This is a genomic window from Nocardiopsis sp. iso_40 (genome assembly GCF_056173285.1).
Map to the genome: position 1 here is coordinate 1604432 of NZ_CM149666.1, position 14057 is coordinate 1618488.

The window sequence follows — 14057 nt, forward strand, 5'->3', positions numbered from 1 at the left end:
ATGTTCCGCGACTCCCCGCAGTCCCGGCTGTTCCTCGCCGTGCTCGTCGTCGCGGCCGTGGTTCTGATCGCCGTGGACGCGCGCCCCGGCAGCAACCCGGTGACCGCACTCGCCCGCGGCGGCGGCGAACTCGTCTTCGTGCCCGCCGCGGCCGGGGTCGGTCTGGTCACCGGGCCCGCGGCCGAGCTCTACGAGGCCGTGCGCCAGGGGCCGAAGGCCGCCGACCGCATCGCCGAACTGGAGGAGGCCAACGCCGAGCTGGAGTCGCAGCTCGCGGCGGCCCGCCTCGACGACGGCCGCGCGGACCAGCTCGACGAACTCCTGCACCTGTCCGGCCTCGGCTCCTACGAGGTCGTTCCGGCACAGGCCGTCACCCGGACCACCGCTCGGGGGTACGCGCACACGGTCACGATCGACGCGGGCACCGGCTCCGGGATCCGCCCCGACATGACCGTCGTCAACGGTTCGGGTCTGGTCGGCCGGGTCATCGAGGCCGGGCCCCGCACCGCCACGGTCAGGCTCGCCACCGACGTCAACTCCACGGTGGGCGCCCGACTGGAGCAGACCCGCAAGATCGGCGCCGTCACCGGGGGCACCGTCCCGGGCGGCCCCGAGGCCGACATGACCCTGGAACTGTTCGACATGGAGGCGCCCATCGAGTCGGGGGACCGCGTGGTCACGCTCGGCTCGCACGACGGGGCTCCCTTCGTACCCGGCGTCCCCGTCGGCACCGTCGACGAGGTCCAGGTCGCGCCCGGCGCGCTCAGCCGGATCGCCCGCATCACTCCGGCCGTGGACTTCTCGTCCCTGGACGTGGTGGGCGTGGTCGTCGGAGGCCCCGACGAGGACCCGCGCGACTCCGTGCTTCCGCCCAAACCCGAACCGGAGGGGGACCGATGAGGGCCGCAGTGACCCTGCTCATGGTGACCGTCGCGGTGCTCGCCCAGGCCACCGTCGTCAACCGCCTGCCCTTCGAGTGGGGGCCTGGACCCGACCTCGTGCTCGCGGCGGTCGTCGCCGTCGCCCTGACCACCAGCCCGGCCGCGGCCGCAGGCTGCGGGTTCGCGGCGGGGCTGGCCGTGGACGTGCTCCCCCCGGCCGAACACCCGATGGGCCGCTACGCCCTGGTGCTGTGCCTGGCCGCCTACGTGCTCGCCCTGCTGCGCACCAACACCGGTTTCGGCGGCTCGACGAGTTCCGGCGTCTCGGCCTGGGCCGCGGTCGGTGCCACCGCCGTCACGGCGGCGGGCGTGGGCCTGGGGTACGCGTTCGTCGGTTTCGTGATGGGCGACGCCGGCATCACCCCGGCCGCGGTCGCCCTGCACACCGGGGTCGGCGTCCTGCTCACCACCCTGGCCGCCGTGCCGGTCACCCTGCCGGTCCTGTGGGTGCGGTCACTACTCACCGAGAGCGACTTCGCCACCATCCAGGGCCCGACCTCGCCTGGGGGGTGGTGAGCGGTGCACAAGCCTCCCGTGGACCCCGCGCTGCCGGGGCGCAGGCTCGGCCGGTTCGGCCTCTTCCTCGCCCAGTTCATGGTCCTGGTCCTGTTCGCGGCCCTGGCCGCCCGCCTCTGGTACCTCCAGGTACCCATGGCCGAGCACTACCGTGAGCTCGCCGTCTCCAACCACCACCAGGAACTGGTGGTCCCCGCCACCCGGGGACAGATCCTCGACGCCAGCGGCCGCACAGTGGTCAGCAACAAGACCGAGCTGATGGTCTCCGCCGACTACCACGAGCTCCAGGGCATGCCGGACGGGGGAGAGGCGGTCCTGAGCGACCTCTCCGAGGTCATCGACGTCCCCCTGGAGGAGCTCCAGCAGCGCATGCGGCTCTGCGGCCCCGAGGTACGGCGACCCTGCTGGCCCGGCTCGCCCTACCAGCCCGTCACGCTCGCCGAGGACGTTGCGGGGCCGGTCGCCCTCCAGGTCATGGAGCGCGCGGACGAGTTCCCGGGCATCACCGCGCAGGCCCAGGCCGTACGCGAGTACCCCTACGGGGAGCACGCCGGCCAGATGCTCGGCTACCTCCAGCCCGTCACCCAGGAGGAGTTGGAGGCACGGGAGGAACTGCGCACCCAGTTCACCGGGATCGACCAGGTGGGCCGGGACGGCCTCGAAGCCGTCTACGACAAGGAACTGCGCGGCAGGGCGGGACTGCGGACCCTGGGCGTGAACAACCACGGCGAGATCATGGACGTCATCTCCGAGCGCCTGCCCGAGGCGGGGATGCACCTGGTCACCCACATGGACATGAACGTCCAGAAGGTCGCCGAGCGGGCCCTGGCCAAGGGCATGGAGAGGGCCCGGCCCCGGTACCGGGCCGACTCCGGCGCCGCCGTCGTCCTGGACGTCACCAACGGCGGGGTCGTGGCCATGGCGAGCCTGCCCACCTACGACCCCGCCATCTGGGAGGGCGGGATCGACCAGGAGACCTTCGACTCCATGCTCAGCGAGGAGGCGGGCGAACCCCTGCTCTCCCGGGCCGTCCAGGGCACCTACCCGCCCGGCTCCACCTTCAAGGTGTCGTCGCTGTCCGCCGCGGTCGAGAACGGGTACTCGCTGCGCAGCACCTACGCCTGCCCGGGGTCGGTCTCCCTGGCCGGCCAGAGCTACGAGAACTACGCGGGCGCGGGGCAGGGCAGCATCACCCTGAAGCAGGCCATCATCGCCTCCTGCAACACCGTGTTCTACAACTTCGGCTACCAGATGTGGAAACAGGACGGCGGGCTCCACCCCGACGGCGAACCGGAGGAGGCGATGGCCGAGATGGCCCGCGGCTACGGCTTCGGCTCGCCCACCGGCGTGGACCTGCCCTACGAGACCGGCGGCCGCATCCCCGACCGCGAGTGGAAGCGCACCTTCTGGGAGGAGACCCGGGAGACCAACTGCTCGCGGGCGGAGAAGGGCTACCCGGAGGTCGCCGAGACGGACCCGTCCCGGGCGGCCTACCTCAAGCGGCTCGCCCACGAGCACTGTGTGCAGGGCTTCGAGTGGCGGGCCAACGAGGCCGTCAGCTTCGCCATCGGCCAGGGGGACGTCCTGGTGAGCCCGTTGCAGTTGGCCAGCGCCTACGCGGCCATCGCCAACGGCGGCACACTGTACGAGCCCCGCGTGGCCAAGGCGATGGTCTCCGCCGACGGCTCCCGGGTGGAGCCCGTCGAGCCCTCGGTCAAGGGGGAACTGCCGGTCAGCGACGAGACCATCAGCTACCTCCAGGAGGCCCTGACCGAGGTGCCCAAGACCGGTACCGCAGGCGGTGCCTTCGGCGGCTTCCCGCAGGACAGGGTGTCCATCGCGGGCAAGACCGGCAGCGCCGACGCGCAGGGGCGCCAGGTCTCGTCCTGGTTCGCCTCCTACGCCCCGGCCGACGACCCGCAGTACGCCATCGTCGTCCTGGTCTCCCAGGGCGGTACCGGCGGTGCGACCTCCGCGCCCATCGCCCGCGAGATCTACGAGGGCATCTACGGGTTCTCCTCCTCCGGGAACGCCGAGGACGTCGAGCAGGGGGAGCCGCTGCTGCCCGACGGCAGACCGTACAGCGAACTTCCGGTCGTACGCCCGGACGGTTCCATCGAGACGCTGGAGCCCTGATGATCACGAACATGGGGGGACCGCCGCGACGGCGGCACGACCTCGGACGGGCCCTCACCACGGCGGCGGGGGGAGCCCGCCGCCTCGACTGGGTGCTGATCTCCTCCGTGCTGGCGCTCGGGGCGATCGGGTCCCTGCTGGTCTGGTCGGCGACGCTGCCGGGTGACGGGGGCGACCCCCTGGAGTCCGTCGACCACCTGCTCCGGCACCTGGCGCACCTCGGTGTGGCCTGGACGGTGTGCCTGCTGGTGGCCGCCCTGGACTACCGGACGGTGCGCGCCTACGCACCGATCGCCTACGTGGCCACCCTCGTCGCGCTGATCCTGGTGCTCACCCCGCTGGGCGCGGTGATCAACGGCTCGCGCGGGTGGATCGTGCTCGGCGGCTTCCAGTTCCAGCCCAGCGAGCTGGCCAAGGTCGGCCTGATCCTGGTGCTGGCGACGCTGCTCGGCGAACCCCGGGACGGCGAGACCAGGCCGATGACCAGGGACGTCCTGTTCTGCCTGCTGGTGACGGCGGTCCCGCTCGGACTCGTGATGTTCCAGCCCGACCTCGGCACCGGCCTGATCCTGTGCGTGATCTTCCTCGGCATGCTCACCCTGTCCGGCGCCCCTTTCGTGTGGGTGGCGGGCATGGCGCTGGTCGGGGCCGCCGGCGTGTTCTGCGTGTGGTGGTTCGACCTGTTGGAGCCCTACCAGGTGGACCGGATCGCCACCCTCGTGGACCCGGCGGCCGACCCCCAGGGCGCGGGCTACAACTCCGCACAGGCACTGATCGCCGTGGGATCGGGCGGCTTCGACGGCACCGGGCTCTTCCACGGGGAACAGACCCACGGCCGCTTCGTGCCCGAGCAGCACACCGACTTCATCTTCACCGTCGCGGGGGAGGAGCTCGGGTTCGTCGGGGCCGTCTCGGTCATCGCCCTGTTCACCGTGGTGCTCTGGCGGATCCTGCGCATCGCCCAGGGGTGCGACCAGCCGTACCCGCGGCTGCTGTGCGTGGGTGTGGCCTCCTGGTTCGGCTTCCAGACCTTCGTCAACATCGGGATGGGCCTGGGGATGCTGCCGGTGACCGGGCTGCCGCTCCCGTTCGTGTCCTACGGCGGCACCGCCATCCTCGCCAACATGCTCGCCGTCGGCCTGGTCCTGGGCGTCAACTCCCGGGACCGGGGCTTCGAGTTCTGACGCCGGACCTGGCGCGTCGGGAGCAGACCGGACCGGATCGGGGCTGTGGACGGTCGGGCGGTGCCCGGCTGACGCCGGTAGCCTGGTGGAACACCGGGCCCGGTGGCTCCCACAGCACCGCCCGGACCGCACGCCCCTTCGGGGGCACAGGATCCAGCCAGACACGATGTCCGCCGATCGAAGGCCCGCACCATGTCCGTCGAAAGCCTCTTCCCGCGCCTCGAAGCCCTGCTTTCCCAGGTGAGCAAGCCGATCCAGTACGTGGGCGGTGAGCTCAACTCCGTGGTCAAGGACTGGGACGAAACGCAGGTGCGCTGGGCGCTCATGTACCCGGACGCCTACGAGGTGGGCGTGCCCAACCAGGGTGTGCAGATCCTCTACGAGGTCCTCAACGAACGCGAGGGGGTCCTGGCCGAACGCGCCTACGCGGTCTGGCCGGACATGGAGAAGCTGATGCGCGAGCACGGCCTCCCGCACTTCACCGTCGACTCCCACCGGCCGGTCCGCGCCTTCGACGTGCTCGGGCTGAGCTTCGCCAGCGAGATGGGCTACACCAACATGCTCACCGCGCTGGACCTGGCCGGGATCCCGCGCCGCTCCGCCGACCGGACCGGCCAGGACCCGATCGTCCTCGCCGGCGGGCACTCGGCCTTCAACCCGGAGCCCATCGCCGACTTCCTGGACGCCGTGGTCCTCGGTGACGGTGAGGAGATCACCCTCGCCATCACCGAGATCATCCGCGAGTTCAAGGAGGAGGGGGAGCCCGGAGGGCGCGACGGCCTGCTGCTGCGTCTGGCCGCCACCGGCGGTGTGTACGTGCCCCGCTTCTACGACGTGAGCTACCACGAGGACGGCAGGATCGCCGCGTACACGCCGAACCGTCCGGGGGTGCCGAACACGGTGCTCAAGCACACCGTGATGGACCTGGACCAGTGGCCGTACCCGAAGAAGCCGATCGTGCCCACGGCCGAGTCCGTGCACGAGCGCTACAGCGTGGAGATCTTCCGGGGCTGCACCCGCGGCTGCCGGTTCTGCCAGGCCGGGATGATCACCCGGCCGGTGCGCGAGCGCAACCAGCAGACCGTCCAGAAGATGGTGGAGGAGGGGGTGAAGGCCTCCGGTTTCCAGGAGGTGGGCCTGCTCTCGCTGTCCAGCGCCGACCACAGCGAGATCGGCGGTATCGCCAAGAACCTCGCCGACCACTACGAGGGCACCAACACCGGCCTGTCCCTGCCCTCCACCCGGGTGGACGCCTTCAACATCGACCTGGCCAACGAACTGACCCGTAACGGCCGTCGTTCGGGTCTGACCTTCGCCCCCGAGGGCGGCAGCGAGCGGATGCGCCGGGTGATCAACAAGATGGTCACCGAGGAGGACCTCATCCGCACCGTCACCGCCGCCTACGCGGCGGGTTGGCGCCAGGTGAAGCTGTACTTCATGTGCGGTCTGCCCACCGAGGAGGACGAGGACGTCCTGGCCATCGCCGACCTGGCCACCGAGGTGATCCGGACCGGCCGCGAGGTGACCGGCCGCAAGGACATCCGCTGCACGGTCTCCATCGGCGGTTTCGTCCCCAAACCGCAGACCCCCTTCCAGTGGGCGGCGCAGACCTCGCACGAGGACGTGGACGCCCGCCTGCGCAAGCTGCGCGACCGGCTCCGCGGCGACCGCAGGTACGGCAAGTCCATCGGCCTGCGCTACCACGAGGGCCGTCCCTCCATCGTGGAGGGACTGCTGTCCCGCGGTGACCGGCGGGTCGGCCGGATCGTGGAGGAGATGTGGCGTGCGGGGGGCCGGTTCGACGGCTGGAGCGAGCACTTCTCCTACGACCGCTGGATGGCGGCGGCCGAGGCCGGCCTGGCCGGAACCGGAGTGGACGTGGACTGGTTCACCACACGCGAGCGCGACGAGGACGAGGTCCTGCCCTGGGACCACCTGGACGCCGGGCTGGACCGCTCCTGGCTATGGCAGGACTGGCAGGACTCCCTGCACGGTGAGGAGTCCCTGGAAGTCGACGACTGCCGTTGGAACCCCTGTTACGACTGCGGTGTGTGCCCCTCCATGGGCACGGAGATCCAGATCAACGACGACCAGGCGCAGGGACGGCCGATGCTGCCGCTGACGGTGCTCTGAGGGACCCTGGCGGCGCCGACGGGCGCGCGGGGCTTCGGCCCGCGCGCCCGTTCGCGTGCGGGGCGGGGACGACGGAGGCGGTGCGGACCAGAGGATCTCCGTGCGCACGGGCCGGTCCGCGAACGCGCACGGTGAAACCGGGCAAACAGTGTGTCCTGGAGGGGAGTAGGATTCGCGCGCCGGACGCTCTGCGGCGCCTGCCTCGACCCTCAGTGGGGGAGTGGGGGCGCGGTGTCCTACGGAGAGGAAGGTGTACGGCCCGGCGCCCCGCTCGCGCCGGGCCGTACGTGAAGTAAGACTCGCGGGGTGCGCGGGGGGTTGCCATGGATTCGGGATTTTCTTTGGATTTTTTTTCCGGAACCCCGTGTTCTGGTGGTGAATGCCGGTTCGGTATCCGCCCGGATCCGGGCGGGACTTTTCGATCGCAGGTCATCGGGGGAGATACCGGTATGCGTGGTCCTGTTGGCGCATGTGCACCGCGGCGCACCGTACGCTGAACAGGACGAGGAACAGCCCCTGCGGGCCGCCACGACCGGCCCGGACCCAGGGGGCACTGAGGAAAGGAGTTGAGCTGCCCCCCGCACACGAGGGCACCACCTCACCCTCCACCGCCAAACCCGGCCAACGGCTCCGCGTCCGCTATGCCAAGCGCGGACGCATGCGCTTCGCGAGCCATCGCGACATCGCCCGGGCACTGGAGAGAGCCCTGCGTAGGGCCTCGGTACCCGTGGCGTTCTCCGCTGGCTTCTCACCACACCCCAAGATCTCCTACACCGGTGCGGCCCCGACCGGGGTCGCCAGCGAGGCGGAGTATCTTGAGCTCACCCTGGCCCAGGACCGCAGGCCCGAACAGGTCAGGGACGCGATCGACGCGGCCATGCCCGACGGCGTCGACGTGGTCGAGGTCGTCGAGGCCCGCACCCAGGGCCTGGCCGACCGGCTCCAGGCCTCCCTATGGCGGGTGGAGATGGCGGACGTCGACCCCGACGACGCCGCCGAGGCGGTGGCCACCTATCTGGCCGCCGAGAGTGTCGAGGTGGAACGGATGACGAAGAAGGGCCGACGCCGCTTCGACACCCGCCCGGCTGTCCTCGGCATCGAAGTGTGTAGCGGTTCCCACGGGCGCGCCCCAGAGGACCGACACGCGACATATGCCATACTTCAAATGGTCATACGGCACACGACACCTGCTGTACGACCAGACGACGTGCTGACCGGCCTTCGCCAACTGGCCGACCTCGCGCCGCCGTCATCACCGAAGATGACCAGGCTGGCGCAGGGGCCACTGGACGAGGCGACAGGTGCGATCGCCGATCCGTTCGACGCGGACCGAACCGGAGTTCCCGCCACAGGGAGCAACGGTTCCGCGCACGACCAGACGAACGATCGACGCACCCGCGCACCACGGCCGTCATCGCCCATGACGGGGCCGTCGCAATGAGCGGCCCCAACGCGGGGAACATGGGCGAAACCACAGGACTTTGCCCCGGAGGCACCTCGGTGTCTCCGGCGCCGACACAGCGACGACAGCTTTCGTGAGCCGCGCCGCCGACCGAGAGGTCGCGGCGCGCCCGAGGGCTTTGACGGGAGACCGCCCGGATGCTCGACAACGAGCCCAACAGCGGTGCCGAAGAAGGCACCGAGGGTACAACCGAAACAACCGAGAACAGGGCGGCGACGCCCCCTCCGGGGGACGGCGGGGTACGGGTGACCACACCCGCGCCCGCCAAGGGCGCTCGCCGCGCGGCAGGGCCACCCCCCGAGCCCGACGACGTCTTCTCCGCTCCCACCATGCCGGTCACCACCCTGGCCGGCTCCGGTGAGGGCGGCACGGTCAAGACCTCGGTGTCCACCGCCAGCTCGCGCAGGCGCACGGTCCGAGCCGCCGGCCGTCCCGAAGACGCGCCCGCGGCCCCTCCGCGCCGCAGCCGCACCCGGGCCGCCGCGCAGGAAACCGTGCGGGAAACGGAGGGGGCCACCACCGAACCGGCAGGGGCCGAGGAGCCCGGTGACGGACCCGAGGAGGGCACCGGAACCAGGAGCCGTGCCCGCGGCAGGACGCGCACCCGCGCCGCCAAGGCGCCCCAGGCGCCCGCTCCGGTGACCGAGCAGGAGGCCGGGGAGGACGAGGAGGGCTCCGAGTCCGGCGGCAGCGTCTTCCAGCCGCCCGGCGGCATGCTCTTCCAGCCCCCGGTCGCCAGCGCCCCCGCCCCGACCCGGTCCAGGAAGGACCAGCAGGTCGAGTCCGAGGCCGAGACCCCGGACGAGGCGGAGGAGGAGACCGCCGAGAGCCCCGCCGAGGAGACGGGTTCGGACGAGCGCCCCAGCCGTCGTCGCCGCCGCCGCGGCGGACGCGGCCGCGGACGCTCCCGCGGTGCCGAGGACGACGAGAACGAGAACGGCCAGAGCGACCCCGCCCCCGCACAGACCAGTGCCAAGGACAAGGAGCGGAGGCAGGACGACCGGCCCGCCGCCGAGGAGCACGGCTCCGCGGGAGGCGAGTCCGGCGACGACTCCGCCGACGACGAGCGCGGCAGCCGCCGTCGCCGCCGTCGCCGCCGCCGGTCGGGCTCGGGTGGCGACACCACCAACGACGACCCGCCCAACACCGTGGTCAAGGTGCGCGAGCCGCGCCAGGAACGGCCCATCGAGGACGAGGTCCAGGCGGTCCGCGGATCCACGCGTCTGGAGGCCAAGAAGCAGCGCCGCCGCGAGGGGCGCGAGCAGGGCCGCCGCCGGGCGCCCATCGTTACCGAGTCGGAGTTCCTGGCCCGCCGCGAGGCGGTCAAGCGCGACCTGGTCGTCCGCCGGACCGGAGACCGCACCCAGATCGCCGTCCTGGAGGACGACGTCCTGGTCGAGCACTACGTCGACCGGGCCACGCACCGCTCCTACGTGGGCAACGTGTACCTGGGCCGGGTGCAGAACGTGCTGCCGTCGATGGAGGCGGCCTTCGTCGACATCGGCAAGGGCCGCAACGCCGTGCTGTACGCGGGCGAGGTCAACTGGGACTCCTTCGGCCTGGACGGCCAGCCCAAGCGCATCGAGTCGGTGCTCAAGTCCGGCCAGTCGGTCCTGGTGCAGGTCACCAAGGACCCGGTCGGGCACAAGGGTGCCCGTCTGACCAGCCAGATCAGCCTGCCCGGCCGTTACCTGGTGTACGTGCCCGCCGGTTCGATGACCGGTATCAGCCGCAAGCTCCCCGACAAGGAGCGCGCGCGCCTCAAGCAGATCCTCAAGAAGGTGATGCCCTCCGGCGCCGGTGTGATCGTGCGCACGGCCGCCGAGGGGGCCAGCGAGGAGGAGCTGGAGCGCGACATCATGCGTCTGGCCAAGCAGTGGGACTCGATCAAGCGCAAGTCGAAGTCGGCCAACGCCCCCGCCCTGCTCAACAGCGAGCCCGACCTGACGGTGCGCGTCGTGCGCGACGTCTTCAACGAGGACTTCTCCAGTCTGGTGGTCTCCGGTGACGAGGCCTGGACCACCGTCCACGAGTACGTGGACTACGTGGCTCCCAACCTCGCCGAGCGGCTCTCGCACTGGGACGAGGACCGCGACGTCTTCTCCGCCTACCGGATCGACGAGCAGATCAACAAGGCCCTCGAGCGCAAGGTGTGGCTGCCCAGCGGCGGTTCGCTGGTCATCGACCGCACCGAGGCCATGACCGTGGTCGACGTCAACACCGGCAAGTTCACCGGACAGGGCGGCAACCTCGAGGAGACGGTCACCAAGAACAACCTCGAGGCGGCCGAGGAGATCGTCCGCCAGCTCCGCCTGCGCGACATCGGCGGCATCATCGTCATCGACTTCATCGACATGGTGCTGGAGTCCAACCGGGACCTGGTGCTGCGCCGGATGCTCGAATGCCTCTCCCGGGACCGGACCAAGCACCAGGTGGCCGAGGTCACCTCGCTCGGCCTGGTCCAGATGACCCGCAAGCGGGTCGGTCAGGGCCTGCTCGAAGCCTTCTCGCACACCTGCGACCACTGCAGCGGCCGCGGCCTGATCCTCTCCGTCGACCCGGCGGAGGGCAAGGGTGGCGGCAACGGCGGTCGCAAGAAGAAGAAGGGCAAGGCCGACGCCGAGCCCTCCGGTGACAGGGCCGACAAGCAGGAGAAGGCCGAGAAGAAGGAGAAGGAGGCCGCGGACAAGCCCGTGGACGGCGACGAGAGCGCCGACCAGGGCGAGCGGACCGCCGACAGGGCGGGCAGGGCCGACAAGCCGGAGAAGGGCACCAGGAAGAGCCGCAGCCGCAAGGCCGCGGCGGCCCCCGAGCCCGCCGCCGAGTCCGAGCCCGCTGAGGCCGACACGGCGGGGAGCGAGCCCGCCGGGGCCCCCGAGGCGGAGCAGGCCGCTCCCGTGAAGAAGACGCGCAAGCGCTCCTCCCGCGCGAAGAAGGCCGCCGAGCCCGCCCCGGAGGCGGAGGAGTCCGCGCCGCGGCAGGAGGAGCAGACCCCGGAGCAGCCCGAGGCCCCTGCGGCCGAGGAGCCCGCCCCGGCCAAGAGGACCCGCAGGCGCACCAGCACCCGCAAGGCCGCGACGGCCGACAGCGGTGAGGGTGTGCAGGCGCAGGCGAGCGGTGCCGAGCAGGCCTCGGACACCGACGCCGCAGAGGCACCCGCCGACGGTGACGCCGACGGCGCCACCGAGCGGCCCAAGCGCCGCCGTACGCGGCGGACCAAGACGGCGGTGACCTCACCGACCGGTGGTTCCACCGCTGTCGACGCCGGCTGACCGGCGGTAGAGGCGGGACAGCAGCCCGGTCCGGACCCCGTAACGAACGGGTCCGGACCGGGGCATGTGTGCGGTCCTGTGTCGGGTCGATGGTAATCTGATGGACGGTGCGTCGGCGCGCCCCAAATGTTCGCGCGCCCCGAGACCGCAGTGCTCTCCACCAAGGTGGGTTTGTTTCCCTCAGATCCCCGCGCCCCGCTACAGGCGATTCGTGGATCGTGGCATCACGGTCATGAGTGAGCGCATTATTCGTTGAGCGAGCAGGAAGAGAGTTCCCCGGTGTACGCGATCGTGCGAGCGGGCGGCCGACAGGAGAAGGTGTCTGTCGATGACGTCCTGAACATCGACAGGGTCTCCGACGAGACCGGCGCCACCCTCACGTGGCAGCCCATCCTTGTGGTCGACGGTGACAACGTCATCAGCGAGGCCAGCAAGCTGAGCGGCTACACGGTCACCGCCGAGGTCCTCGGCGAGACCAAGGGCCCCAAGATCAACATCATGAAGTACAAGAACAAGACCGGTTACAAGAAGCGCCAGGGGCACCGCCAGAAGCACACCCAGGTGCGCGTCACCGGTATCGCGGCGAAGTAGGAGGCCTGGAGAAATGGCACATAAGAAGGGCGCTTCGTCCAGCCGTAACGGTCGTGACTCGAACGCCAAGCGCCTCGGCGTGAAGCGTTTCGGCGGTCAGTCCGTTTCGGCCGGTGAGATCCTGATCCGTCAGCGCGGCACCAAGTTCCACCCCGGCGCCAACGTCGGCCGTGGTGGCGACGACACGCTGTTCGCGCTGGTCGAGGGCGAGGTCAAGTTCGGCAGCTTCCGCGGCCGCAAGGCCGTCAACATCGTTCCGGTCGCCGCCGAGTAGGCTGCGCCGTAACAGCGTTTTTCGGGGGCGGGCCAGGGAACACTGGCCCGCCCCTCGCGTTGTCACAGGTGACACGCGTGCAGTACCGGTCCCCGCCGCGCGGTGGGGGCCTTGAGCAACGGGGAGAACTATGCCTGACTTCGTCGACGAGGCGGTCTTGCACGTCAAGGCCGGGAACGGCGGGCATGGTTGCGCCTCCGTGCACCGGGAGAAGTTCAAACCGCTGGGCGGGCCGGACGGCGGCAACGGCGGCCGCGGCGGCGACGTCGTCCTGGAGGTCGACACCCAGTCCGCGACGCTGCTCGACTACCAGCGGCGCCCGCACCGCAACGCCCCGAACGGCACCCCCGGGCAGGGCGGCCACCGGGCCGGGGCCAACGGCCGGGACCTGGTGCTGACCGTGCCCGACGGCACCGTGGTCACCAGGGACGACGGTGAGGTCATCGCCGACCTGGTCGGCCACGGAACCCGCCTGGTGCTGGCCCAGGGCGGCAGCGGCGGCCTGGGCAACGCCGCACTGGCCTCCAAGAAACGCAAGGCCCCCGGCTTCGCCCTCAAGGGCGAGGAGGGCGAGGCCTTCGACGTGCGCCTGGAGATGAAGACCATCGCCGACGTCGGCCTGGTGGGTTTCCCCAGCGCCGGAAAGTCGTCGCTGATCGCCGCGATGTCCGCGGCCCGGCCCAAGATCGCCGACTACCCGTTCACCACCCTGGTCCCGAACCTGGGAGTGGTGGAGGCGGGCGCCACCCAGTACGTCATCGCCGACGTCCCCGGCCTGATCCCGGGCGCGAGCGCGGGCAAGGGTCTGGGGCTGGAGTTCCTGCGCCACATCGAGCGCTGCTCCACCCTCCTGCACGTGCTGGACTGCGCCACCTACGAACCGGGCCGCGACCCGGTCAGCGACCTGGACGCCCTGGAGGCCGAACTGGCCGCCTACGGGGAACAGGCCGGGGTCGACCTGTCCGACCGTCCGCGCATCGTCGCCCTGAACAAGGTGGACGTGCCCGACGCCCGCGAGCTCGCCGACATGGTCACCCCCATGCTCCAGGAGCGCGGCTACCGGGTGATGGAGGTCTCCGCTGCCTCCCGCGAGGGCCTGCGCGAACTCTCCTTCGCCCTGGGCGAGCAGGTCTCCGCCGCCCGCGCGGCCGCCCCGGCCGCCGAGCCCACCCGTATCGTGATCCGGCCCAAGATGATCGGGGACACCCCCTTCGAGGTCGTGCCGCTCGGCGACAACGCCTTCCAGGTGCGCGGCGACAAGCCCGCCCGTTGGGTCCGCCAGACCGACTTCTCCAACGACGAGGCCGTCGGCTACCTCGCCGAGCGCCTGAACCGCCTCGGCATCGAGGAGGCACTGGCCAAGGCCGGTGCCACCCAGGGCGCCGAGGTGCACATCGGCACCGAGGAGGACTCGGTGGTCTTCGACTGGGACAACTCCATGGACGCCGAGGCCGTCCCGTCCGGCCCGCGCGGAACCGACGCCCGGCTGGGCTGACCCGCGCGGGGACCCGCAGCTCCACACCAGCCGGACCCACACAGGTACGCGCA

General features: G+C 71.1%; 10 protein-coding genes. All 10 read left to right on the forward strand.

What is annotated here, in order from left to right:
• The 10 genes from mreC to obgE all read left to right on the forward strand — a co-directional run bounded on the left by mreC (window position 1) and on the right by obgE (window position 14004).
• Window positions 1-900, forward strand: coding sequence for a rod shape-determining protein MreC (mreC, locus tag AC0VYD_RS07035; protein WP_475479132.1), 900 nt, complete (start codon window positions 1-3; stop codon window positions 898-900).
• Window positions 897-1457, forward strand: a complete 561-nt coding sequence (gene mreD / locus AC0VYD_RS07040; protein ID WP_475479133.1) for a rod shape-determining protein MreD — start codon at window positions 897-899, stop codon at window positions 1455-1457. Before mreC ends, mreD begins: the two co-directional genes overlap by 4 nt.
• Window positions 1458-1460: 3 nt before the next feature.
• Entirely contained in the window at window positions 1461-3593 is a 2133-nt protein-coding gene (gene mrdA / locus AC0VYD_RS07045) for a penicillin-binding protein 2 (RefSeq protein WP_475479134.1), read from the forward strand.
• The gene (gene rodA, locus AC0VYD_RS07050) at window positions 3593-4777 is read left to right on the forward strand and encodes a rod shape-determining protein RodA (protein WP_475479135.1); all 1185 of its coding nucleotides are present in this window, start codon (window positions 3593-3595) and stop codon (window positions 4775-4777) included. Before mrdA ends, rodA begins: the two co-directional genes overlap by 1 nt.
• Window positions 4778-4969: 192 nt before the next feature.
• Complete coding sequence (locus AC0VYD_RS07055; RefSeq protein WP_475479136.1) at window positions 4970-6910, forward strand: TIGR03960 family B12-binding radical SAM protein; 1941 nt, start codon at window positions 4970-4972, stop codon at window positions 6908-6910.
• 658 nt (window positions 6911-7568) lie between these two features.
• Window positions 7569-8351 carry a TIGR03936 family radical SAM-associated protein gene (locus AC0VYD_RS07060; protein WP_475479137.1) on the forward strand — a complete coding sequence of 261 codons (783 nt, stop codon included), beginning with the start codon at window positions 7569-7571 and terminating at the stop codon, window positions 8349-8351.
• Between the two features lie 158 nt (window positions 8352-8509).
• Entirely contained in the window at window positions 8510-11644 is a 3135-nt protein-coding gene (locus AC0VYD_RS07065; RefSeq protein ID WP_475479138.1) for an Rne/Rng family ribonuclease, read from the forward strand.
• A gap of 279 nt (window positions 11645-11923) precedes the next feature.
• A complete protein-coding gene (gene rplU, locus AC0VYD_RS07070; RefSeq protein WP_191273694.1) occupies window positions 11924-12235 on the forward strand; it encodes a 50S ribosomal protein L21 in 312 nt (103 codons plus the stop codon).
• A 13-nt stretch (window positions 12236-12248) separates the two neighbouring features.
• Window positions 12249-12509, forward strand: a complete 261-nt coding sequence (gene rpmA / locus AC0VYD_RS07075; RefSeq protein ID WP_191272926.1) for a 50S ribosomal protein L27 — start codon at window positions 12249-12251, stop codon at window positions 12507-12509.
• Window positions 12510-12639: 130 nt separating this feature from the next.
• Window positions 12640-14004, forward strand: a complete 1365-nt coding sequence (obgE, locus tag AC0VYD_RS07080) for a GTPase ObgE (protein WP_191272928.1) — start codon at window positions 12640-12642, stop codon at window positions 14002-14004.
• The last annotated feature ends 53 nt before the right edge of the window (window positions 14005-14057 follow it).